Origin of the sequence: Pseudomonas sp. BN515 (assembly GCF_029873155.1) — a bacterium.
Lineage (GTDB): Bacteria > Pseudomonadota > Gammaproteobacteria > Pseudomonadales > Pseudomonadaceae > Metapseudomonas.
Map to the genome: position 1 here is coordinate 114,127 of NZ_SSOH01000072.1, position 22,887 is coordinate 137,013.

General features: G+C 62.4%; 20 protein-coding genes and 1 pseudogene. 13 read left to right on the forward strand and 8 right to left on the reverse strand.

Going from position 1 to position 22,887, the window contains the following annotated elements:
• The first annotated feature begins 104 nt into the window (after positions 1 to 104).
• From E8E91_RS18550 to cobA, 12 genes and pseudogenes are all read left to right on the forward strand, one after another.
• A complete protein-coding gene (locus E8E91_RS18550; RefSeq protein ID WP_280363823.1) occupies positions 105 to 314 on the forward strand; it encodes a YgdI/YgdR family lipoprotein in 210 nt (69 codons plus the stop codon).
• A gap of 180 nt (positions 315 to 494) precedes the next feature.
• Positions 495 to 1,709: a CmpA/NrtA family ABC transporter substrate-binding protein gene (locus E8E91_RS18555; protein ID WP_280377652.1), complete on the forward strand. Its 1,215-nt coding sequence runs from the start codon at positions 495 to 497 to the stop codon at positions 1,707 to 1,709.
• A gap of 21 nt (positions 1,710 to 1,730) precedes the next feature.
• Positions 1,731 to 2,309, forward strand: coding sequence for an ANTAR domain-containing response regulator (locus tag E8E91_RS18560; protein WP_280363819.1), 579 nt, complete (start codon positions 1,731 to 1,733; stop codon positions 2,307 to 2,309).
• A gap of 100 nt (positions 2,310 to 2,409) precedes the next feature.
• Positions 2,410 to 3,762 carry a pyridoxal-dependent decarboxylase gene (locus E8E91_RS18565; RefSeq protein WP_280377654.1) on the forward strand — a complete coding sequence of 451 codons (1,353 nt, stop codon included), beginning with the start codon at positions 2,410 to 2,412 and terminating at the stop codon, positions 3,760 to 3,762.
• Positions 3,763 to 3,922: 160 nt separating this feature from the next.
• A complete protein-coding gene (alaC, locus tag E8E91_RS18570; protein WP_280377656.1) occupies positions 3,923 to 5,167 on the forward strand; it encodes an alanine transaminase in 1,245 nt (414 codons plus the stop codon).
• 467 nt (positions 5,168 to 5,634) lie between these two features.
• The gene (locus E8E91_RS18575) at positions 5,635 to 6,294 is read left to right on the forward strand and encodes a hypothetical protein (RefSeq protein WP_190832500.1); all 660 of its coding nucleotides are present in this window, start codon (positions 5,635 to 5,637) and stop codon (positions 6,292 to 6,294) included.
• Positions 6,295 to 6,533: 239 nt separating this feature from the next.
• On the forward strand, positions 6,534 to 7,220 hold the full coding sequence (locus E8E91_RS18580) for a polysaccharide lyase family 7 protein (protein WP_280377662.1): 687 nt from the start codon (positions 6,534 to 6,536) through the stop codon (positions 7,218 to 7,220).
• A gap of 80 nt (positions 7,221 to 7,300) precedes the next feature.
• Positions 7,301 to 7,744: a thioesterase family protein gene (locus E8E91_RS18585; protein WP_280377666.1), complete on the forward strand. Its 444-nt coding sequence runs from the start codon at positions 7,301 to 7,303 to the stop codon at positions 7,742 to 7,744.
• Between the two features lie 417 nt (positions 7,745 to 8,161).
• Positions 8,162 to 9,373, forward strand: a complete 1,212-nt coding sequence (locus E8E91_RS18590; protein WP_280377668.1) for a nitrate/nitrite transporter — start codon at positions 8,162 to 8,164, stop codon at positions 9,371 to 9,373.
• Between the two features lie 91 nt (positions 9,374 to 9,464).
• A complete protein-coding gene (locus E8E91_RS18595; RefSeq protein ID WP_280377673.1) occupies positions 9,465 to 11,132 on the forward strand; it encodes a bifunctional protein-serine/threonine kinase/phosphatase in 1,668 nt (555 codons plus the stop codon).
• A 254-nt stretch (positions 11,133 to 11,386) separates the two neighbouring features.
• A pseudogene (locus tag E8E91_RS18600) lies at positions 11,387 to 12,388 on the forward strand (FAD-dependent oxidoreductase); the annotation flags it as partial.
• 136 nt (positions 12,389 to 12,524) lie between these two features.
• Positions 12,525 to 13,262 (forward strand): uroporphyrinogen-III C-methyltransferase, encoded by a 738-nt coding sequence (gene cobA, locus E8E91_RS18605; RefSeq protein WP_280377675.1) that lies wholly within the window; start codon positions 12,525 to 12,527, stop codon positions 13,260 to 13,262.
• Between the two features lie 279 nt (positions 13,263 to 13,541).
• Here the strand turns inward: cobA and E8E91_RS18610 are convergent, their stop codons facing one another.
• The 8 genes from E8E91_RS18610 to ppsA form a co-directional block, all read right to left on the reverse strand.
• On the reverse strand, positions 13,542 to 14,594 hold the full coding sequence (locus tag E8E91_RS18610) for an OmpA family protein (RefSeq protein ID WP_190832512.1): 1,053 nt from the start codon (positions 14,592 to 14,594) through the stop codon (positions 13,542 to 13,544).
• 108 nt (positions 14,595 to 14,702) lie between these two features.
• Positions 14,703 to 15,293: an RNA polymerase sigma factor SigX gene (gene sigX, locus E8E91_RS18615; RefSeq protein WP_083245941.1), complete on the reverse strand. Its 591-nt coding sequence runs from the start codon at positions 15,291 to 15,293 to the stop codon at positions 14,703 to 14,705.
• Positions 15,294 to 15,389: 96 nt separating this feature from the next.
• Entirely contained in the window at positions 15,390 to 16,214 is an 825-nt protein-coding gene (locus E8E91_RS18620) for a mechanosensitive ion channel domain-containing protein (protein WP_280363799.1), read from the reverse strand.
• Between the two features lie 2 nt (positions 16,215 to 16,216).
• The gene (locus E8E91_RS18625) at positions 16,217 to 16,471 is read right to left on the reverse strand and encodes a CrfX protein (RefSeq protein WP_178119356.1); all 255 of its coding nucleotides are present in this window, start codon (positions 16,469 to 16,471) and stop codon (positions 16,217 to 16,219) included.
• Between the two features lie 48 nt (positions 16,472 to 16,519).
• Positions 16,520 to 17,515: a zinc transporter ZntB gene (locus tag E8E91_RS18630; RefSeq protein ID WP_280377677.1), complete on the reverse strand. Its 996-nt coding sequence runs from the start codon at positions 17,513 to 17,515 to the stop codon at positions 16,520 to 16,522.
• 47 nt (positions 17,516 to 17,562) lie between these two features.
• Positions 17,563 to 18,051, reverse strand: a complete 489-nt coding sequence (gene rraA, locus E8E91_RS18635; protein WP_151134994.1) for a ribonuclease E activity regulator RraA — start codon at positions 18,049 to 18,051, stop codon at positions 17,563 to 17,565.
• Between the two features lie 403 nt (positions 18,052 to 18,454).
• Positions 18,455 to 19,441 (reverse strand): alpha/beta fold hydrolase, encoded by a 987-nt coding sequence (locus E8E91_RS18645; RefSeq protein ID WP_280377679.1) that lies wholly within the window; start codon positions 19,439 to 19,441, stop codon positions 18,455 to 18,457.
• A gap of 67 nt (positions 19,442 to 19,508) precedes the next feature.
• Positions 19,509 to 21,878 carry a phosphoenolpyruvate synthase gene (gene ppsA, locus E8E91_RS18650; protein WP_280363786.1) on the reverse strand — a complete coding sequence of 790 codons (2,370 nt, stop codon included), beginning with the start codon at positions 21,876 to 21,878 and terminating at the stop codon, positions 19,509 to 19,511.
• A gap of 164 nt (positions 21,879 to 22,042) precedes the next feature.
• On the opposite strand from ppsA, the gene E8E91_RS18655 reads away from it, so the two are divergent.
• Positions 22,043 to 22,861, forward strand: a complete 819-nt coding sequence (locus tag E8E91_RS18655) for a pyruvate, water dikinase regulatory protein (RefSeq protein ID WP_280363784.1) — start codon at positions 22,043 to 22,045, stop codon at positions 22,859 to 22,861.
• Positions 22,862 to 22,887: the final 26 nt, after the last annotated feature.

Genomic DNA, 22,887 nt, shown 5'->3' on the forward strand with positions numbered 1-22,887 from the left:
CAATCCGCATCACAGGCCTTTCCGCATTCCCATCGAACCGACTTGCAGGCACCCCTTCAGCAGCTATGTTGCAGATATGAACTCCATAACGGGGGGAGGCCTCCATGAAAACCTGGTTCCTGATCCTCACTTGCACCCTTGGCCTGGCAGGCTGCTCAAGTGAATACCTGATCGCCACGACAGACGGCCAACTCATCGCCACCGACGAAAAACCCGAACTGGATCGAGACACCGGCATGCTCGAATTCGAGGACCATGAAGGCCGGACCCAGCAGATTCCACAAAACCAGGTGAAGCAGATCATCGAACGTTGAGGTAGCTCCGGCCTCCGAATCTTGCCCCGCCATTGCGGGGCTCTTTTTTGCGTCACTGGCATATCGCTTGCTTCAACAGCAACAACGAGGCGCGCTCCAACGGCGGAGCGGGCTGATGACAATGGCGTCGACTCCGGACACACCGGATCGACGCCATTTTGCTGATAGGTGGCAATCGACATGACGGACAAGCAGAACACCACGCGCCCGGACAACCTGGCCTGGGTCGCAGGCAGCGACGCCCCGGAGAAGTGCGTGCTCAACCTGGGCTTCATGCCCCTGACCGACTCGGCCTCGCTGATAGTCGCCGCCACCCAGGGCTTCGCGCAGCCATATGGACTGACCCTAGACCTCCATCGCCAGTCGTCCTGGGCCACCCTGCGCGACAAACTGCTCGCTGGCGAACTGGATGCCGCGCAGGCGCTCTATGGGCAGGTCTATGGCATTGAACTGGGCATCGGTGGCCCCGACGCCGAGATGGCCATCCTCATGGGGCTCTGCCAGAACGGCCAGGCCATCAACCTCTCCGAACCACTCAAGCGCATTGGCGTGACCAGTTCCGAGGCGCTGGCCAATCATGTGCACCATGGCGGTGCGCGCCTGACCTTCGCCCAGACCTTCCCCACCGGCACCCACGCCATGTGGTTGAACTACTGGCTGGCGGCCCAGGGCATCCACCCACTGCGGGACGTGGACACAGTTGTGGTCCCACCCTCGCAGATGGTCGCCCACCTCAAGGCAGCACGTATCGACGGTTTCTGCGCCGGCGGCCCCTGGGGTGCACTGGCGGTCGACCAGGGCCAGGGCTTCACCCTGGCCACCAGCCAGATGATCTGGCCCGATCACCCTGAAAAGGTCATGGCCGTCACTCGCGAGTTCGCCGAGCAATACCCCAACACCGCCCGCGCTTTGACCATGGCAGTCCTGGAAGCCAGCCGCTTCATCGATGCCAGCGAGGAAAACCGCCGTAGCACGGCCCGGCTCATCAGCGGCAGCGATTACGTGGACGTGCCGCTATCGGCCGTGGAGCCACGCTTCCTCGGGCACTACCAGGATGGCCTCGGCAATGCCTGGGAGGACCAGCACCCGCTGCGCTTCTTCGACGGCGGCCAGGTGAACATGCCCTTCCTCTCCGACGGCATCTGGTTCATGACCCAGTTCCGCCGCTGGGGCCTGCTGCGGGACGACCCGGACTACCTGGCCATTGCCCGACGCGTGCAACGTCTGGACATCTACCGCGACGCAGCAGAAGCGCTCGATATCCCGGTCCCCGACCTAATGCGCAGCGCCACCCTGATCGACGGTCGCCTCTGGGACGGCAGCGACCCTGTCGCCTATGCTCGGAGCTTCCCGATCCATTCCCTGGCCGGCCACGCCCGCGCCATTGCCCTGTAGCCGCTGGGGAAGACCGCCACCATGTTGCGCATCCTGCTGATCAACGACACCGCAAAGAAAGTCGGGCGCCTCAAGACCGCCCTGGTGGAAGCCGGCTTCGAAGTCATCGACGAGTCCGGATTGACCATCGACCTGCCGGCCCGCGTCGAAGCCGTCCGCCCGGACGTGGTGCTGATCGATACCGAATCCCCTGGCCGCGACGTGATGGAGCAGGTCGTGCTGGTCAGCCGCGACCAGCCCCGCCCCATCGTCATGTTCACCGACGAGCACGACCCCAAGGTCATGCGCCAGGCCATCCAGGCCGGCGTCAGCGCCTACATCGTCGAAGGCATCCAGACCGACCGCCTGCAACCGATACTCGACGTCGCCATGGCGCGCTTCGAGGCCGACCAGGCGCTGCGCGCCCAGCTCAACGCCCGCGACCAGCAACTGGCCGAACGCAAGCGCGTCGAACTGGCCAAAGGCCTGTTGATGAAGATGAAGCATTGCGGCGAAGAAGAGGCCTATACGCTGATGCGCCGCCAGGCCATGAGCCGCCAGCAGAAGCTGATCCAGGTTGCTGAGCAGATCATCGCAATGCACGACATGCTCGGCCATTGAGGCCCGAGCCCAGCGCAACTGTATGCCGTCAGGTGTATCTGCTGGCGTTCGCGCGGTCCCGCTAAGGTAAGGAGCACTCTCTCCCTCCCGCGAGACCGCCATGGATAATGAACGCCAGCTCCTCGAAGACGCCGACCGCCGTGCCCTCGCCTACGTCGACGGGATACCACAGCGCCGGGTTTTCCCCGCCCCAGAGGCCATCCAGGCGCTGTCTGCCTTCGACGGGCCATTGCCGAACCAGGGCCGCCCGGCCGAGGAAGTGCTGCATCAACTCGATGAGCTGGGTTCCCCTGCCACCACTGCTTCCAACGGCGGGCGCTACTTCGGCTTTGTGATCGGCGCCACCCTGCCAGCCGCCGCAGCTGCCGAGCGCCTGGCACTGGCCTGGGACCAATGCGCGTCCTCCTTCGACAACTCCCCCGCCGCCGATCGCATCGAAAAAGTGGCCGCACGCTGGGTATTGGAAAGCCTGGGACTGCCCATCGGCAGCGCCGTGGGCTTCGGCACTAGCGCCACCGCCTGCACCCTCGCCTGCCTGTCCGCGGCACGCCGCACGCTGCTGGCGCGCAAGGGCTGGGACTTCGACGGCGACGGCCTGATAGGTGCGCCCGAAGTGCGCGTGGTGGTTTCCGCCAGTGTCCACATCACGGTGAAGAAGGCGCTGCGCATCCTCGGCTTCGGCATGAACCGCCTGTTGGTCGCACCCACCGACGAATACGGCCGCATCGACCCGGCGCGCCTGCCGCCGCTGGACGACATGACCGTCCTCTGCCTGCAGGCGGGCGAGGTCAACACCGGCGAGTTCGATCCCTTCGCCGAGCTGATTCCCCGCGCAAGGGCTGCCGGCGCCTGGGTCCATGTCGACGGTGCCTTCGGCCTCTGGGTCCGCGCCTCGTCCCAGGCGCACCTTGCCGCTGGCGTCGAGCAGGCCGATAGCTGGACCTGCGACGGCCACAAATGGCTGAACACTCCCTACGACGGCGCCATGGCCATCTGTCGCGATGCCGACGCCCTGGCCACAGCGATGAACAGCGATGCTGCCTATGCCACGGCCTCGCGGGATGCGCAGAAAAACCTGACCCTGGAATTCTCCCGTCGCGCCCGTGGCATTCCCATCTGGGCCGCACTGGCCGCGCTCGGTCGCAATGGCCTCGCAGACATGATCGACCGCCACCTGCGCCAGGCCGATCACCTCGCCGGACGCCTGCGCTCAGCCGGCTATCAGGTGGTCAACCGCGTGGTCCTCAACCAGGTTCTGGTGCGAGCCGACACCGACGAGGAAACGGTGGCCATCCGCACCACAGCCCAGGCATCTGGCGAGGTCTGGTTCGGCCCCACGCTGTGGCAGGGCCGCCCGGCATTCCGCCTCAGCGTTTCCTCCTGGCGCACCACCGACGCCGATATCGAGCACCTGGCGCACCTGCTCGCCCGCTTGAAGAGCGGCTCCCGCTGAAGCCCCCTGGCTGGCGCATCCCCCACGGACGGGATGCGCCAGCTACGCAGAAAAACTTCCCTCGACAAACGGCCCGAGAAGCCCTTATCTTCGCCGCCAGGCCACCGCAGTGGCCGACGTCGCTCGGACGGTTCCGGGCGCTTACGTATCCGAGGAAAGCATGGCTGACCAGCGTTCACCGCGCCGTTTTGCGCGCATCGATCGTCTCCCCCCCTACGTCTTCAACATCACCGCCGAACTCAAGATGGCAGCACGCCGTCGCGGTGAAGACATCATCGACCTCTCCATGGGCAACCCCGACGGCGCCACTCCGCCGCACATCGTGGAAAAGCTCGTGCAGGTCGCCCAGCGTGAAGACACCCACGGATACTCCACCTCCCGCGGCATTCCCCGCCTGCGCCGAGCCATCTCGCGCTGGTACAAGGACCGCTACGACGTGGAGATCGATCCTGAAACCGAAGCCATCGTCACCATCGGCTCCAAGGAAGGCCTGGCACACCTGATGCTCGCCACCCTGGACCACGGCGACACCGTGCTGGTGCCCAACCCCAGCTACCCGATCCACATCTACGGTGCGGTGATCGCCGGCGCCCAGGTGCGCTCGGTGCCCCTGGTGCCTGGCGTGGACTTCTTCGCCGAACTGGAACGGGCCATTCGCGAAAGCATTCCGAAGCCGAAGATGATGATCATCGGCTTCCCCTCCAACCCCACCGCCCAGTGCGTGGAGCTGGATTTCTTCGAGCGCGTGGTCGCCCTGGCCAAGCAGTACGACGTCCTGGTGGTCCACGACCTGGCCTACGCCGACATCGTCTACGACGGCTGGAAAGCCCCCTCCATCATGCAGGTGCCTGGCGCCAAGGACATTGCGGTGGAGTTCTTCACCCTGTCCAAGAGTTACAACATGGCGGGCTGGCGCATCGGCTTCATGGTCGGCAACCCGGAGCTGGTCAGCGCCCTGGCGCGGATCAAGAGCTACCACGACTACGGCACCTTCACCCCGCTGCAGGTTGCCGCGATTGCCGCCCTGGAAGGCGACCAGCAGTGCGTTCGCGACATTGCCGAGCAGTACCGTCAGCGCCGCAACGTGCTGGTGAAGGGGCTGCATGAGATTGGCTGGATGGTGGAGAACCCCAAGGCATCGATGTATGTCTGGGCCAAGATCCCCGAGCCCTACGCCGCCATGGGTTCTCTGGAGTTTTCCAAGAAGCTCCTGGCCGAAGCCAAGGTCTGCGTATCGCCCGGGCTGGGCTTTGGCGACTACGGCGACGACCACGTGCGCTTCGCTCTGATCGAGAACCAGGATCGTATCCGCCAGGCCGTTCGCGGCATCAAGGGCATGTTCCGTGCGGACGGGCTCCTTGAGTCGCCGGCAGCGTCCAAATCCCGGAAAACCGGTAAGGCGTGACGCCGAATTGCGCCCCCAGGTCACAGGGGGCGCACTTCCCACTGAACTTCCCCGAAACGCCCACCTGGCAAGGTTCCCTTGCCTTTTCAAGCGCTTGTAGCGCCCCTCAAGTCACTACCGCCCGTCGGCTTTCAGCTCAATTTTTGAACAAAACGGGGGTAGGATGACTCTCATGAAAGCCGAAGTTCATCGCGCCGCTTCTTGAACCATGGCTGGTCACCGGCGCGCATGTCTATCTAATTCCCCTTGAGTCCGGAGTGATTCCAAATGCACTAGTTCACGTGCAGGTGGTTTCTCTGCCTCAAAAAAGGAGGAGTGCTTATGAAGACATGAAATATAACTAGATATGCGAGTTCAACCTGACCATCACTCAAAGTCCAAAGAGACCAACGAGTCAATATAAAACAAACATCGGTGCCATTCCTGCATCAGCACACCAACTTACTTTGTAAAACAAGAGGTCAACCATGGAGCTGTATCATCTAATTACTTCCCTGTTCAAACAGGAAGCAACCATGGAACTAATGCGCATGGGTGTCGTTTATGCCCACCTGATCGCTTGCTGCGTGGCTATCGGCCTGGTCCTGACCAGCGACATCGCCATGATCAAGCAAATGATCTCCGGCGAAGACGACGCTGCCCATAGCGACAAAACCCATCTTGATACTCTGAAGAACACTGTACTGCTTGCACTCGCGGCACTCTGGGTTACAGGGATAGGTATCATCCTGTTGGATTACTCTGTCAAAGGCGCGGTGTACTTCCTCAACCCTAAACTCCAGGCCAAGATCCTGGTCGTGGCACTGTTGACCGTTAACGGTTTCCTGCTTCACAGCGCTGTACTGCCGGCCATCAAGAAGGCTGGCTCGCTGGTCAAAATGGAAACCAATGCCCGCACCCTCGCGGTGTTCTCGGGCGTCGTCTCCGGAGTTTCCTGGTTCTACGGAGCCATGCTGGGCATCGCTCGTCCGCTCAGCTGGAAATACTCCCTTGGCGAAATCATGTTCGCTTACCCGCTGTTCATCTGCCTTGGCTTCGTCGCGATGACGCTGCTGGTGAAGTGGGCAAGCAACAGAGCTGAAAATCTCACTCCTACTCGAGTGAATCCCGCACTCGCCTCCTGGTAAGAGATAGCTGGGCAGGGATGCCCAGTTTCAAAAAGAAGTTTCCGTGCAAATACAAACAGGGAACTTCACCCAATATTAAACTCCATATATATCCGCATTAATTCCTGTAGCTACCTGACCGCCCCCTCCAGCCAAGCGGGTACCAGAGTCCCAATATTCCTCTCCTCCGGCCCGGAACTTTTCACCCTCCTGCATGTACGAACTGCTGCCCCCAAGAATTCCAGCAGTAAGGACATACAGTGATCGACCTCAGCACCTGGAACCTGACGGTCCCAGCCACCACCTCCAATACCCTCATCGAAACTGGCCGTCTCAACAACGGCTATGAAAGTCAGTACTTTCGTCGCAACTCCGATGGCAGCATCAGCCTCTGGGTTCCAGTGAATGGCGCTCGTACTGAAGACTCCAGCTATCCCCGTACCGAATTGCGAGAGACCCAGACCGACGGGACCCTCAGCTATTGGTATCACGCCAGCGCGGACAACTACCTCAGTGCCGTGCTCTCTGTAGAGCAGGTGCCCAGCACGCAAAAGATCGTCATCGGCCAGATCCACAGCAAAGATCAGCCTGGCAGCGAAAACGACCCGCTGCTGAAGATCCAGTACCACTACCTGCGCGGCAATGGCCGCATCGAAGCACTATTGCGCAAGCGCCCCGGCGATACGGAAGTGGAGAACATCCTGCTGGCGGAGAACGTCGACCTCGGCGAGCGATTCGGCTACGACCTGCGCATCACCCCCAGCGGTAGGCTGGGTATCGTTATTACCAGCAACGGTGACGACGGCAATCTCTACCGTGAACTCAGCGGCTACTGGGGCTATCAGCAGCTCTACTTCAAGGCCGGCGCCTACATCCAGGACAACTACGGTGCCGAGAATGAGGGTGGCCGCGTCACCTTCTACTGGCTGAACGGCCTGCATCGCTGATATTCAGCCGGCAAATGCCGAGCCATCCCCTGGCACGGGCGTAGAATCAGCGCTTCGCTGTTTCCACGCCCGAGGTTCCGATGGCCCGCCTTACCCTGAATTTCCCTGAAGACCAGTACTGCTACTCCACGCACCTGACCGTGCGAGTCACCGACATCAACGGGGCCAACCATCTGGGCAACGACTCGATGATCTCGATGATTTCCGAAGCGCGGGCGCGCTTCCTGTTCGAATTCGGCATCAGCGAGACAACCGAGGACGGCATTGGGATCATCGTCACCGACCTGGCCACCACCTACCGCGCCGAGGCCCATGCACGCGACCAGTTGCTGTTCGAGGTGGGCGTCATGGACTTCAACAAATACGGCGGCGACATCACCTTCCGTATCACACGCCCGGCCGACGGCAAGCTGGTGGCCATGGCCAAATCCGGATTCGTATTCTTCAACTACCACGAGTCCCGCGTAGTCCCCATGCCAGAGGGCTTTCGCCAGACCTTCCCCGGGGTGAACTGGCTGGACTGAGCCAGTGCAGCTTCAACTCGGTGCAATGGGAGCTCCTTCGCCCCGTTTTGATTCAGGCAGAAAAATCGAACCCCTCGCAGAAACCGCTCTAAATCGGCATTTCCGGAGATTGGCCCGGCTCTTGCTATGGGACAGTCAGAGGTAGCCAACGGCGGTTGCCCTACTACACGACAAAGGCGTCGCGTCACTCCGCAGAAATGCGGGCAGTGGTGCGGCGCCTTTTTCGTTCCGGCCCCAGTGATGGGGCGGTGGACGGGCCGGAATCCGGACGTTCGCTTGCAGCTCACTCAATCCCGCTGCGGCTTCGGCCGCAGGACGACGCGCCACAAGCGCGACGTTTTACCGGGAGGTGCGACCGCCGTGCCCACGATCATGGCGCGAGCACCTCCCGGCCCCTAACTGCAGATGAGGTGTTCGATGACAACGAGTTTCTGGAAAGCCGGCCACACGCCCACCCTGTTCTCCGCCTTCCTCTATTTCGACCTGAGTTTCATGGTGTGGTACGTCCTCGGCCCGCTCGGGGTGCAGATCGCCAGCGACCTGCAACTCAGCACCCAGCAGCGCGCCATGATGGTCGCCACACCCATCTTGGCCGGTGCCGTGCTGCGCTTCCTGATGGGTATGCTCGCCGACCGCACCTCGCCCAAGACAGCAGGCCTCATCGGCCAGGTCGTGGTGATTGCCGCCCTCTTCGTCGCCTGGCAGGTAGGTATTCGCACCTACGAGCAGGCGCTACTCCTCGGCCTGTTCCTCGGCTTCGCCGGTGCATCCTTCGCCGTGGCCCTGCCGCTGGCTTCCCAGTGGTATCCGCCGCAGCACCAGGGCAAGGCGATGGGCATTGCCGGTGCCGGCAACTCCGGCACCGTGCTGGCCGCCCTCTTCGCCCCCGGCCTGGCTTCGCTGTACGGCTGGAACAATGTCTTCGGCCTGGCGCTGATCCCGCTGGTGCTGACATTGGCGATCTTCTTCCTGGCGGCGCGCAACGCCCCCAACCGCCCGGCACCCAAGGCCCTTGGCGATTACCTGAAAGCCCTGGGCGACCGTGACAGCTGGTGGTTCATGTTGTTTTACAGCGTGACCTTCGGCGGCTTCCTCGGCCTGGCCAGCACCCTGCCCGGCTACTTCCACGATCAGTACGGCCTGCCCCCGGTGACTGCCGGCTACTACACAGCCGCCTGCGTCTTCGCCGGCAGCCTTATGCGCCCGCTGGGTGGCGCCTTCGCCGACCGCATCGGCGGCATCCGCACCCTCCTGGTGGTCTACACGGTTGCCTCGATATGCATCGCCGCGGTGGGCTTCCACATTTCCAGCTCCACCGTCGCCCTGGCCCTGTTCGTGGTCGCCATGCTGAGCCTCGGCGCCGGCAACGGTGCGGTGTTCCAGCTGGTGCCCCAGCGCTTCCACAAGGAAATCGGCGTGATGACCGGCCTGATCGGCATGGCTGGCGGCATCGGCGGCTTCTGCCTGACCGCGGGCCTGGGTGCCATCAAGCAGCAAACCGGCGACTACCAGCTTGGCCTGTGGCTGTTCGCCAGCCTGGGCGTGGTGGCGTGGTTCGGCCTCTATGGCGTGAAGCAGCGCTGGCGCACCACCTGGGGTTCGGCTGCCGTCACTGCCGCCCGTGTCTGACGTACTACACGAATCGGCGCCCAGTGCGGCGCCGAGCCAGACTCGACAAGGAGCGCCTAGCGCTCCTTTCGCCATACAGGACCCATGCCCGATGACCCTGCAACTCAGCTTCGGCGAAGCCAGTGCCACCGGCCCGCGCGCGGAGAACCAGGACGCCCTGCGGGTGGTCACCCCGGCGCCTGCGCTGGCTGCCAGCAAGGGTTACCTGTTCGCCCTGGCCGACGGCGTCAGCCAGTGCGCCGACGGTGGTCTGGCCGCTCGCGCCACCCTGCAGGCCCTGGCGCTGGACTACTACTCCACCCCGGAAACCTGGGCCGTCGCCCAATCCCTGGACCGGCTGCTGGTGGCCCACAACCGCTGGCTCCAGGCCAATGGCGGCGGCCAACCACTGCTCACCACCCTGACCGCCATGGTGCTGCGCGGACGCCGCTTCACCCTGGCCCATGTGGGCGACTGCCGCGCCTATCGCTGGGACGGCCGCCAGCTCACCCGTCTCAGCGAGGACCACGTCTGGGAACAGCCGGGCATGCAGCACGTGCTCAAGCGGGCCCTCGGTCTGGACCAGCACCTGGTGGTGGATTACCTCGATGGCGAACTGGCGGAGCGCGAGGGTTTCGTCCTGGTCAGCGATGGCGTCTGGGCCGTGCTCGGCGACCAGGGCATCCAGCGCATCCTTCAGGATGAACAGGACCTCCCCGCCGCCGCCCAGGCACTGGTCAGCGCCGCGCACCTGGCGGGTGGCCAGGACAATGCCAGCGCCCTGCTGATTCGCGTCGACAACCTGCCCCAAGCGGGTTTGGCCGATACCCTGGCGCAACTCGATCACTGGCCACTGCCACCGCGCCTGCAGGAAGGTCACGACTTCGAGGGCTGGCAGGTAGACCGTTTGGTCGCCGAATCCCGCCAGTCCATGGTCTATCGGGTGCGCGATAGCCAGGACCGCCGCTGGCTACTGAAGACCCTGCCTGCCAGCCGCCACGACGAACCCGGCGCAGCCCCGGCCCTGATGCTGGAGGAGTGGTTCCTGCGCCGGGTCGCCGGGCGTCACTTCCCTGAAGTGCATCCTCTGCCCGCGCGCCAGCATCTTTATTACGTGCAGCGCGAATACGCCGGGCAGACGCTGGCCGAGCACCTGCGCCTTAGCGGCCCCATGGTGCTCCCGGAGTGGCTGGATATCGCCCCGCGCCTGCTGAAGGCGCTGGGCCAGCTGCACCGCCGCAACATCCTGCATCGCGACGTCAAACCGGAGAACCTGCTTTGGGGCGATGACGGCGAGTTGCGCCTGCTGGATTTCGGCCTGGCCTATTGCCCCGGCCTGTCCCAGGATGAGGCTCACAGCCTGCCGGGCACTCCCAGCTACATCGCCCCGGAAGCATTTTCCGGAACGCCACCGTCTCCCCGGCAGGATCTCTACGCTGCGGGCGTCACCCTCTACCACCTGCTCACCGGGCACTACCCGTACGGCGAAGTCGAGGCCTTCCAGCATCCACGTTTCGGTACGCCTGCCCCGCCCAGCCGCTACCGCCCCGACCTGCCCGCCTGGCTGGACGAATGCCTGACGCGCGCGGTCGCCGCTGACCCGATCGGGCGCTACGAAACGATGGAGGAATGGCTACTGGCCCTGGAACAAGGGGAACACCACGCCCTCACCGCCAAACCCAGGCCCTTGCTGGAACGCGAACCGCTGAAGGTCTGGCGCGGGCTGGCCCTGCTGTCGCTGGTGCTCAATCTGATGCTGCTGGTCGCCCTGCTGGGCTGACGCACCAGTTCAATGCGGCCCGCCCCAGGAAAGTGCGGAGTGACCTGGGAGTCAACGCCCAGGACCACGTGATTCATGGCATGCAAGGGTTGGCACGGCACCTGCAATAACCCATTCGACAATCTACAAAAAGCGCCCGCCTCAACGACGAGACGGCACTTTCCCGGTCGAACGGGACTTGGACAAAGGCGTCCTGCTGGCAACAGCGGGACGCCTTTTTTGTTTGCTCGACGTTTATGCAGGAGTGTCCCGGCATGAAGACATCCAAGCTGGTGGTGATCGGAAACGGTATGGCCGGAGTGCGTACCCTCGAAGAGCTGCTGAAGCTCGCGCCGGAGCAATACCAGATCACGGTGTTCGGCGCCGAACCCCATCCGAACTACAACCGCACCCTGCTCTCCCCGGTGCTGGCGGGCGAACAGTCCTTCGAGGAGATCATCCTCAATGACCTGGCCTGGTACGCGGATAACGGCATCGAACTCTTGCTGGACCGCAAGGTGGTGAAAATCGATCGCCAGCGCCGCCAGGTGATCGCCGAAGACGGCACCTGCGCCGATTACGACCGCTTGGTGATCGCCACCGGTTCCACGCCGAGCCGCCTCTCCATCCCCGGCAATCGGCTGCAAGGCGTGATCGGCTACCGTGATATCGCCGGCGCGCGCGCCATGATCGAAACCGCCCGCACCCACAGCCACGCCGTGGTGATAGGCGGCGGCCTGCTCGGCCTGGAAGCGGCCAATGGCCTCAAGCAACGCGGCATGGACGTAACCGTGGTGCACCTGGCCGACTGGCTGCTGGAGAAGCAACTCGACCAGCCGGCCGGCGACAAGCTGCTGCGCGTATTGCAGGCCCGGGGCATCCGATTCCGCCTGGGCACCGCCACTGAAGAGTTGATCGACAACGGGGGTGGCCAGGTATGCGCGGTACAACTGGCGGGCGGCGAAATCATCACAGCCGACCTGGTGGTGATGGCGGCCGGTATCACGCCCAATACCGAACTCGCCGAACGGGCGGGTCTGCCCTGCAAGCACGGCATCCTGGTCGACGACACCCTGCAGACCTACGACCCGCGCATCTATGCCATCGGTGAATGCGCCAACCATCGCGGTGTTTCCTATGGCCTGGTAGCGCCGCTGATGGAGCAGGCCAAGGTCTGTGCCAATCACCTGGCCATGCTCGGTTTCGCCCGTTACCAGGGGGCGCGCACGGGCACCCGACTCAAGATCGCCGGCATCGAGATGTTCTGCGCTGGTGACCTCCACCATGCCGGTCACGCAGCCGAGGGCCACGAGGCGTGCCCCCTGCATGACTGGCAGATCGAACTGGCTTCCAGCGACGTGCTCGCCTGGACCTGAATCAATTGTGGAGCGCAATGCGCCCGGGAGAATTTAAATGAACGGCAAAGTCTGGCTGGTAGGTGCAGGCCCCGGCGACCCTGAGCTCCTCACCCTGAAGGCGGTGAAGGCCTTGAATCAGGCGGATGTGGTCATGATCGACGACCTGGTCAATCCATCTGTGCTCGAGCACTCTCCCACAGCTCGGGTGGTCCGAGTCGGCAAGCGCGGTGGCTGTCGCTCGACACCCCAGGAATTCATTCATCGCCTGATGTTGCGCTATGCGCGCCAGGGCAAGTGCGTGGTGCGTCTGAAAGGCGGCGATCCGTGCATTTTCGGTCGCGGAGGCGAAGAGGCCGAGTGGCTTGCCGAGCGCGGCATCGAAAGTGAGTTGGTCAATGGCATCACCGCGGGCCTGGCCGGAGCGACCAACTGCGGTATTCCCCTCACCCTGCGCGGCATCAGCCGTGGCGTGACCCTGGTCACTGCCCACACCCAGGACGACAGTTCCCTCAATTGGCACGCCCTGGCGCAGTCCGGTACCACCCTGGTCATTTACATGGGCGTAGCCAAGCTGGCGGACATCCATCAAGGACTGCTGGAAGGTGGCATGCCCGGCACAATGCCGGTGGCGATGATCGAGAACGCTTCACTGCCAGAGCAACGCGAATGCCGCAGCACCCTCGCGCGCATGAAAGTGGATGCCAAGGCCTTCGAACTCAAGAGTCCCGCGATCTTGGTCATCGGGGAAGTCGCCGCAGCACAAGCAGCCTTCCCGCTGGCGCAAAGCGCCTGATCTGTCTTCGCTCCTGCGAAGTAGTGCTTGCCCGGCTATGCCGGGCTTTTTTATGGGCTGTGTCCGCATTAAGTGTTGCAAGTGGCTGGATTGCCCGTAGGAGCTGGCTTGCCAGCGAATGGCCCCGTTTCGCTAGCAAGCTAGCTCCTACAAGGCCCCTGGACGATGGCCGAACTCTGGCAACAGCTAACGCAGACATAGCCTTTTATGCGGCAAGCACCTTTTTCAAGGCAAAGAAAAACCCGGCCAAGGCCGGGTTTCTCTTACCGCTCAAACCAATTACTTGGCCTGGGCTTCTACTTCGGCTTCTACGCGGCGGTTAACAGCGCGGCCGTCAGCAGTAGCGTTGTCAGCAACCGGGCGGGTTTCGCCGTAGCCAACAGCGTTGACGCGCTCGCCACCAACACCGTACTGGTTGACCAGAACTTCACGAACGGCGTTGGCACGGCGCTCGGACAGCTTCTGGTTGTAGGCGTCGGTACCAACGGAGTCGGTGTGGCCTTCAACGGTGGTGGTGGTAGCCGGGTATTGGTTCATGAAGTCAGCCAGGTTCTTGATGTCGCCGTAGCTTTCTTCTTTCACCTTGGACTTGTCGAAGTCGAACTTCACGTCCAGCTCAACACGTACGACTTCGGCAACAGCCGGGCAGCCATCGGCGTCAACGGTGACGTTGGCCGGGGTGTCCGGGCACTTGTCGACGTTGTCGCAAACGCCGTCGTTGTCGCTGTCAGCGCACACTTCAGCAACCGGAGCCGGAGCCGGCTCGGCTTGCTTGGTGGAACCGCCGAAGTTCACGCCAACACCTACGCCAGCCATCCACTCGGATTCCTGGGCGTCCAGGTTGTACATACCGTCCAGGCTTGCCTTGGCGAAGAAGTTCTCGGTGAAGTAGTACTTCAGACCGGTGCCAACGTTGGCGAAGGTGCTGTGGTCACGGCCAGTACGCGGCGGGATGTTGCTGATGTTCTGATGGGCGAAGCCGGCAGAAACGTACGGACGCAGGCCAACACCCGGGGTGCCGAAGTGGTAGATGGCGTCCAGGGAAGCCAGGTTGCCCTTGATGTCCTTGTGGCCATCGGTACCGAAGGAGTCTTCGGAGGTCATGTCGTGGTATTCGCCATACGACAGAGCCAGGGAGACGTCGTCGGTCAGGTAGTAGCCTACCGAGCCGCCGTACAGGTTGCCGTTCTCGAGATCGCGAGAACTATCGGTGAAGTAACGCTTACCGAAAGCTTCCACCTCAACTGCGCCTTGGCCCTGAGCCAGCGCGTTCAGCGAAAAGGCGGCAACAAGAGAGCCAACGGCTACGCCTAAGGTGTTTTTCAGTTTCATCCGTAAATCCCCATCTTGGTGGTCAGTAAGTTGTCGAACAATCTCCGGACAACTTGGGCGGCAATTCTAGCAGAACACGCCGGCCCATAAGAGATAATTTTTCCCGAACTAAGTTTCAGCGAGTCCGGAAAATTTTTCGCGAAGGCGATCGAGCGCACGCTTGTAGCGCATTTTCGTGGCGCTCAAGCCCATATGCATAATGTCTGCAATCTCTTGAAACTCGAGCTCTGCGACAAAACGTAGCACAAGAATTTCCCTGTCAATGGGATTGACATGTACCAGCCATCGCTCCAGCCCCCCACGTTCCTCGACCTTGGGGGCTTTCTCGTCCGAGGCTTCTTCAAGAGGATCCAGACTCAGCGCGTCAAGTAAACGTCGCTTTCGACGCTCTTTCCGATATTGGGTAATGCACTCGTTGTACGTGATGCTATATAGCCATGTCTTGAACTTCGACTTGCCTTCGAAGTTCTTCAATCCATAAAGCACCTTCAGCATCACTTCCTGGCAGACATCATCTGCGTCGCGGTCGTTGCCTAAATAGCGGGCACAGACGTTGAACAAGGTACGTTGATAGCGCCGCATCAATTCTTCATAGGCGCGGGTGACATGGAATAGCTCGACATGCGCACGCTCCACGAGCTCTTCATCGGAGAGCTCGCGTGGGTCATAGCGCAAGGAAAGCGATTGGGGCTTGTTCAAAACGGGTCGGGCCGACAGTCAGGTCAAAAGCCGCCGGGGGCGCGGGGTTCGCGCACCCTGTCTGGCGGCATACATTAGCAGGGAAAAGCCGTCGTGTTAGCGGCTGGTTACCCGTTGATCGAGCAAAGTACGATTCGACACCGATACCAGCTCACCTTCTTCGGTAAGCAGCAGGGTTTTCACCGTACCGATTTCCTCGATCTGCCCTTCGACATCGCCGACCTTGACTTGTTGCCCGACCTGATAGAGCTCACGCACATAGATGCCGGCGAGGATCTGCCCGGCGATTTCGCGACTGCCGAGACCCAACGCCAGTGCCGCCGCCAGGCCGATGGAAATCAACACGATGGCGATGACGTTGTTCAGCAGGTCGGTCTTGACCTCCAGTTGGCCGATGGCCACGGAGATGCTGATGATGATGACCAGGCCCTGGGCGATACGGCCCAGCCCGTGGGCGTAGTCCAGGCCCACGCCTTCGGCCGCGCCGCGCACCAGGCCGCTGACCAGTTGCGCCAACAGAACGCCAGCCAGCAGTACCAGCGCTGCACCCAGCACCTTGGGCAGGTAGAGAGCGAGCACGTCAAGGGTGGCCGAAACGCGGTCCAGGCCCAGGGATTCAGCTGCGGAGACCAGGAAGATCAGCAGCACGAACCAGTAGACGATCTTTCCGATCAAGGTGGAAACCGGCACCTGAATGCCGGCGCGGGCCAGCATCTTGGTCAGGCCGGTACCCGCCATCAGGCGATCCAGCCCAACCTTGGCCAGCAACTTGGACAGCAGGGTATCCAGCAGCTTGGCCACCACGAAGCCCAGCAGTACCACGACCAGCGCGCCGAACAGGCGCGGAATGAAGCCCGCCACCGGTGTCCACACCGTGGTCATGGCGTTAACGAGTCCTTGGGTCCAGGGGTCGAATTCCATGTTCAATCAGCCTTATCTGCAGAACGGACAGAAGCATTGCGGCGCGAAACGGGCGCCAGATGGGGCGAACCATTGTTGAGGGCGATCATCATCGCCTCGAGCCAGTGGCCCATGAGGCTGAACAGATCCCCGGCGCCCACCTGACGATTCGCGGTCTTGAGCACGCGGCCCAGGGTTGCGTCGTCGTCGTGGTCGGAATGCGGAGACGCCTTGAGCAGGTCCCGCAAAGATTCTTCGAACGGATCGTGCATGCGCACCTCACGTGGATATGTCGGCTAGACGTGGCTGGAGCTGGTCGGGTCACATCAAAGCCATCGAAGCCGACGGAACAGCCATAACTGGAACCCTGCAATTCCGAAGATCAGCACGCAGGCCAGGATAAAGCCATAAGGCGTCTCGTCTCCGGGAATACCGCCCACGTTCATGCCTAGCAAGCCAGTGATGAAGCTCAGCGGCAGGAAGAAACCCGTCGTGATGCCGAGCAGGTACATGGTGCGACTGGTGCGTTCACCCTGGCGGCGACTCTCGCTTTCCAGCACCAGGCCGATGCGTTCGCGGATCAGCTCCAGCTCTTCCAGGTAACGGGTCAATCGGTTGTTCAGCTCGTTCCAGTAATCACTGTCGTCTTCGACGAACCAGGGCATCCGGCTACGCGCCAACTGCCCGTAAATGTCTCGCTGGGGTGCGAGGAAACGCTTGAGTCCCGCTGCCCGTCGACGGATCTGCAGCATCAGGTCGTGGTCCGGGCGGAAGCGCTCGTTGTTGTCGAGGTGTTCTTCCTGCTCGTCGATCTTCTCCGACAGCTCGGCCACCAGCGAATCGACCTTGTCGGTCAGGTGCTCGGCCAAATACAGGAGCACCTCGGACGCCACCTTCGGGCCGGTGCCGCTGGCCCACTGCTCGATCAGCTCATCGGTGGCGTGCAATGGGCGCAGGCGCAGAGAGAGGATGCGCTGCGACGAAGCGAAGATGCGCACCGAGACCATGTCCTCCGGTTCCGCCCCCGGATTCAGGTTCACGCCGCGGAGGAACAGCAGAAGTTCGTCACCAGGCTGGGCCAGCATGCGTGGCCGCGTGCTTTCTTCCAGCAGCAAGTCACAGGTGAACTCGGACAGCCCGCTCTGCTCGCGCAGCCAGCGTCGCGCCAACGGATGGCTGCGATCCCAGTGCAGCCAGACGCTCTGCTCCGGCCTCAACTGCAGATCGGCCAGCGCCTCACGGGAGATCGACTCGGCGCCACCCTGCCCATCCAGCACGAAGGCGTGTACCAGCCCCCACTGGGCGTTCTGTTCCTCGAACATTCAATCTCCTTGGAAGAAAAAGCCCGGCTTTCGCCGGGCTTCCTAGGTCAGGCCGGCATTTCCAGGGGCTTTGGCGAAATGATGATGCCGTTGTTGTCGGCATAGACGAATTCGCCGGGGCGGAAGGTGACGCCGCCAAAGGTGACAGCCACGTTCAGGTCGCCGATGCCGCGCTTGTCGGTCTTCATCGGGTGGCTGGCCAGCGCCTGGACGCCCAGGTCGGTCTGGGCGATCACATCGACGTCACGGATGCAGCCATAGACCACAATGCCTTCCCAACCGTTCTTCGCGGCCTTCTCGGCCAGCATGTCGCCCAGCAGGGCCCGACGCAGGGAACCGCCGCCATCCACTACCAGCACCTTGCCTTTGCCCGGCAGGTCGACCTGCTCCTTGACCAGGGAGTTGTCCTCGAAGCACTTGATGGTGACGATCTCACCGCCGAAGGAGTCGCGGCCGCCGAAGTTGCTGAACATCGGCTCGACGACCTGGACCAGGTCCGGATAGGCATCGCACAGATCAGGGGTAACGTATTGCATGGACATCTCCTTGATTGCAGTTACAGATCGAGACCGATGCGGTCGCCGTCATGGGTCAGCAGCACGCGCTACAACGGCGGGCAAGGCGCATTGACCGGACGACCATTGGCCAGGTCGAAGGCGATGCCATGCCTGGAACAACGCAGCATCCCCTGTTCGAGCGTGCCGGTGTGCAGGGGCGCCCCTGGTGTGGGCAGCGATTTTCCATGAGGATCGGTTGCTGATCAACGACGATCAGCAATAAATGCCGCCCTTGCACCTGAAAAGTACCGCGATAGCCGTCCTGCAGGTTGATCAGTCGTTCCAGCGCTACGAACATGGAGCCTCCAGCGCTCCCCCATTCCCGCCATCTTTAGCACAGCCTCCCGCCTCCCGAAACTGGAAAACACCGGCGGGCAGCGAGCTAGAGCAGCAGGGCCTCGGCGCCTTGCGCCGTGCCCGGCAAGGCCTGATGCTTCAGCCAATGAGCCACCAGAGGCCATACCTCGCGCTCGGCGGCCTTGCTCACCAGCATCTCGATGTGACCGAAGTCGTCGCTGAACCCTTCATCCTTCGCCAGTTTCAGGAAGTGACGGCAGTCCTCGGGCACCTGCTCTACCAGCTTGCGGCAGGCCCAGACTGGGTCCTGCAGGTCGCCTGCGGCAGCTACCGCCAAAACCGGCACGCGCACATCCGTAAGACCGGCCCACCAGTCCCGCTCGGCATCGCCAAAGCGTCCGAACAGGCCGTGCCAGCGCATGCTCTCCAGGGCGAGGCCGATCGGTTCGTCTTCCGGCCCGCGCTTCAGCCACGAGCCGGAAAGCACGCCGAAGCGCTTGAGCAGCGCGCGGCCACCCCACTCGACCGGCGGCATCTTGAGCGGCCAGTAGACACGGCTGACCTGGCTACCGAAGAGCGCAGCGGACGCGACGCCCTCCTCGCCCAGGTAGTGCCCACCCAAAGCCGCAGCCAGCGTCGTGCCACCCAGGGAATGACCGACCCAGTGCGGCGCCTGACCAGCCTGTTCACGAACGAAGGCCGCAATGGCCGGCAGGTCGTATTGGGCGTAATCCGCTACCCGGTTGCGGCGGTAGTGCTGATTGCGCGGCGACAGGCCGTGCCCGCGCATCTCTGCGATCCACACGTCGAAGCCGGCACGCGCCAGGTGCGGGCCGAGTCCCAGACCCTTGGGCGAGTACCAGAAACGGCGATTGGAAAAGCTGCCGTGCACCAGGATTACCGGCACGCCACGAGCGCCTTCGTGGCCGAAGCGGCCAAGGCGAGTAAGGACCAGTTCGACGCTGGGGTCAGGGCTATTGCCGGGTTTGAGGCGATAGACGTCTTCGGTCAGGTCGCCACGGAGTTCTGCGCTGATCAGCGCCACGGGAAAGAGTTCGCTACTGCTTTGCATGATTGCTGCTTGCACAAAAAAAGGGCGGGTTCTGGAACCCGCCCTTTTCGTTTTGGCTAACGAAGGATCAGGCCTGACCTTCCGCCAGGAAGAACCAGGTGTCCAGTACGGAGTCGGGGTTCAGCGAGACGCTCTCGATGCCCTGCTCCATCAGCCACTTGGCCAGATCCGGGTGGTCGGACGGGCCCTGGCCGCAGATGCCGATGTACTTGCCAGCCTTGTTGCAGGCGGCAATGGCATTGGCCAGCAGCTTCTTCACGGCCGGGTTACGCTCGTCGAACAGATGGGCGACGATGCCGGAGTCACGGTCCAGGCCCAGGGTCAGCTGGGTGAGGTCGTTGGAGCCGATGGAGAAGCCATCGAAGAACTCCAGGAACTCCTCGGCCAGCAGGGCGTTGGACGGCAGTTCACACATCATGATGACCTTCAGGCCGTTTTCGCCGCGCTTCAGGCCGTTGCTGGCCAGCAGCTCGACCACTTGACTGGCTTCGCCGAGGGTACGCACGAAGGGAACCATGATCTCGACGTTGGTCAGGCCCATCTCGTTGCGCACTTTCTTCAGCGCACGGCATTCCAGCTCGAAGCAGTCACGGAAGGACTCGCTGATGTAGCGGGAAGCGCCACGGAAGCCGAGCATCGGGTTCTCTTCTTCCGGTTCGTAGAGCTTGCCGCCGATCAGGTTGGCGTATTCGTTGGACTTGAAGTCCGACAGGCGCACGATGACTTTCTTCGGCCAGAAAGCCGCAGCCAGGGTGCTGATGCCTTCTACCAGCTTCTCGACATAGAAGCCGACCGGATCGTCGTAACCGGCGATGCGCTTCTCGACGCTTTCCTTGATTTCCACCGGCAGGCTGGCGAAGTTCAGCAGCGCCTTCGGGTGTACGCCGATCATGCGGTTGATGATGAATTCCAGACGCGCCAGACCCACGCCCTCGTTGGGCAGCTGGGCGAAGTCGAAGGCGCGATCCGGGTTACCGACGTTCATCATGATCTTGAACGGCAGGTCAGGCATCGCGTCGACCGAGTTGGTGCGGATATCGAAGCCCAGTTGGCCTTCGAAGATGAAGCCGGTGTCGCCTTCGGCGCAGGAAACGGTCACGCCCTGACCATCCTGCAGTACCTGGGTGGCGTTGCCGCAACCCACGACTGCCGGAATGCCCAGTTCACGGGCGATGATCGCCGCGTGGCAGGTACGGCCGCCACGGTTGGTGACGATGGCGCTGGCGCGCTTCATCACGGGCTCCCAGTCCGGGTCGGTCATGTCGGAGACCAGTACGTCGCCCGGCTGGACCTTGTCCATCTCGGATACGTCGTGGATCACACGAACCGGACCGGCACCAATGCGCTGACCGATGGCACGGCCTTCCACCAGGACCTTGCCCTTTTCCTTCAGCAGGTAGCGCTCCATCACGGTGGCGCTGGCGCGGCTCTTAACGGTTTCCGGACGGGCCTGCACGATGTACAGCTTGCCGTCGTCACCGTCCTTGGCCCACTCGATATCCATCGGGCGGCCGTAGTGTTTCTCGATGATCAGCGCCTGCTTGGCCAGTTCGGTCACTTCGGCGTCGGAGAGGGCGAAGCGGGCGCGGTCGGCGCGGTCCACGTCGACGGTCTTCACCGACTTGCCGGCTTTGGCTTCTTCGCCATAGATCATCTTGATCGCCTTGCTGCCCAGGTTGCGGCGCAGGATGGCGGGGCGACCGGCTTCCAGAGTCGCCTTGTGCACGTAGAATTCGTCGGGGTTCACGGCGCCCTGGACGACGGTTTCGCCGAGGCCGTAGGCGGCAGTAATGAACACCACGTCACGGAAGCCGGATTCGGTATCCAGGGTGAACATCACACCGGCGGTACCGGTTTCCGAGCGGACCATGCGCTGCACACCGGCGGACAGGGCGACCAGCTTGTGGTCGAAGCCCTGGTGCACGCGGTAGGCGATGGCGCGGTCGTTGAACAGGGAGGCGAAAACCTCCTTGGCAGCGCGGATCACGTTGTCCACGCCACGGATGTTCAGGAAGGTTTCCTGCTGGCCGGCGAAGGAAGCGTCGGGCAGGTCTTCGGCGGTGGCGGAGGAACGCACGGCCACGGCCATGTTGTCGTTACCGGCGGCCATAGCGGTGAAAGCGGTACGAATTTCGGCGTCCAGGCGGGCGGGGAACTCGGCGTCCATCACCCACTGGCGGATTTCGGCGCCGGTCTTGGCGAGGGCGTTGACGTCATCCACATCGAGCCTGTCGAGGGCGGCATGGATACGTTCGTTCAGGCCGCTCTGCTCGAGGAAGTCACGGTAGGCCTGGGCGGTAGTGGCGAAACCACCGGGAACGGAAACACCGGCGCCAGCCAGATTGCTGATCATCTCGCCCAGGGATGCGTTCTTGCCCCCCACATGCTCAACATCATGGACGCCGAGCTTATCGAGGGAAACTACGTACTCTACCAAGGTGATCTCTCCACTATTTGTTGGAAAAGCTCATGCGGAACCACTCCGCAGCATTCTGGCTTTGGTCCAGAAAAATACGTCACAATGCCGACCGGCTCGGGCCTGGCGAAAAACGCGGCCTATCATAGCCAAGAATCGTTCCTGACTTAAGGCCTTTGGCGCAAATGAAACGAACCGCTTTCTTCATCTCCGATGGTACCGGTATCACTGCGGAAACCCTTGGCCAGAGCCTCCTGGCGCAGTTCGAAACCATTACCTTCAACAAGCTCACGCGCCCCTATATAGACAGCGTCGAGAAAGCGCGCGCCATGGTACAGCAAATCAACAAGGCTGCGGAGACGGACGGCGTCCGGCCGATCATCTTCGACACCATCGTGAACCAGGAGATCCGTGACATCCTGGCCACTTCAAATGGCTTCATGATCGACATCTTCTCCACATTTCTTTCGCCGCTGGAACAGGAACTTACCTCGCACTCTTCCTACTCCGTCGGCAAATCCCACTCCATCGGCCACCACACCAACTACATGGAGCGCATCGAGGCGGTCAACTTCGCCCTCGACAACGACGACGGCGCCCGCACCCACTACTACGACAAGGCCGACCTGATCCTGGTGGGCGTGTCCCGCTGCGGCAAAACGCCGACCTGCCTGTATATGGCAATGCAATACGGAATTCGTGCCGCAAATTATCCCTTGACCGAGGAAGACATGGAGCGACTGCAGCTCCCCGCCGCCCTCAAGAAGTACAAGGACAAGCTGTTCGGCCTGACCATCGACCCCGATCGCCTCACCGCCATCCGCAACGAGCGCAAGCCCAACAGCCGCTACGCGAGCTTCGCCCAGTGCGAGTTCGAAGTGCGCGAAGTAGAAACCCTGTTCCGTCGCGAGAACATCAACTTCATCAACTCCACCCATTTCTCGGTAGAGGAAATCTCCGCCAAGATCCTGGTGGAAAAAGGCGTCGAGCGCCGGCTCAAGTAAGCCCGACGCCCAAAGAAAAAGCCCGC

What these genes read in the sequence shown, in the direction of transcription:
- E8E91_RS18550 (WP_280363823.1), top strand. Translation starts at nt 105, where the DNA reads ATGAAAACCTGGTTCCTGATCCTCACTTGCACCCTTGGCCTGGCAGGC.
- E8E91_RS18555 (WP_280377652.1), top strand. Translation starts at nt 495, where the DNA reads ATGACGGACAAGCAGAACACCACGCGCCCGGACAACCTGGCCTGGGTC.
- E8E91_RS18560 (WP_280363819.1), top strand. Translation starts at nt 1,731, where the DNA reads ATGTTGCGCATCCTGCTGATCAACGACACCGCAAAGAAAGTCGGGCGC.
- E8E91_RS18565 (WP_280377654.1), top strand. Translation starts at nt 2,410, where the DNA reads ATGGATAATGAACGCCAGCTCCTCGAAGACGCCGACCGCCGTGCCCTC.
- alaC (WP_280377656.1), top strand. Translation starts at nt 3,923, where the DNA reads ATGGCTGACCAGCGTTCACCGCGCCGTTTTGCGCGCATCGATCGTCTC.
- E8E91_RS18575 (WP_190832500.1), top strand. Translation starts at nt 5,635, where the DNA reads ATGGAGCTGTATCATCTAATTACTTCCCTGTTCAAACAGGAAGCAACC.
- E8E91_RS18585 (WP_280377666.1), top strand. Translation starts at nt 7,301, where the DNA reads ATGGCCCGCCTTACCCTGAATTTCCCTGAAGACCAGTACTGCTACTCC.
- E8E91_RS18590 (WP_280377668.1), top strand. Translation starts at nt 8,162, where the DNA reads ATGACAACGAGTTTCTGGAAAGCCGGCCACACGCCCACCCTGTTCTCC.
- E8E91_RS18595 (WP_280377673.1), top strand. Translation starts at nt 9,465, where the DNA reads ATGACCCTGCAACTCAGCTTCGGCGAAGCCAGTGCCACCGGCCCGCGC.
- cobA (WP_280377675.1), top strand. Translation starts at nt 12,525, where the DNA reads ATGAACGGCAAAGTCTGGCTGGTAGGTGCAGGCCCCGGCGACCCTGAG.
- E8E91_RS18610 (WP_190832512.1), bottom strand. Translation starts at nt 14,594, where the DNA reads ATGAAACTGAAAAACACCTTAGGCGTAGCCGTTGGCTCTCTTGTTGCC.
- E8E91_RS18620 (WP_280363799.1), bottom strand. Translation starts at nt 16,214, where the DNA reads ATGGAATTCGACCCCTGGACCCAAGGACTCGTTAACGCCATGACCACG.
- E8E91_RS18630 (WP_280377677.1), bottom strand. Translation starts at nt 17,515, where the DNA reads ATGTTCGAGGAACAGAACGCCCAGTGGGGGCTGGTACACGCCTTCGTG.
- rraA (WP_151134994.1), bottom strand. Translation starts at nt 18,051, where the DNA reads ATGCAATACGTTACCCCTGATCTGTGCGATGCCTATCCGGACCTGGTC.
- E8E91_RS18645 (WP_280377679.1), bottom strand. Translation starts at nt 19,441, where the DNA reads ATGCAAAGCAGTAGCGAACTCTTTCCCGTGGCGCTGATCAGCGCAGAA.
- E8E91_RS18655 (WP_280363784.1), top strand. Translation starts at nt 22,043, where the DNA reads ATGAAACGAACCGCTTTCTTCATCTCCGATGGTACCGGTATCACTGCG.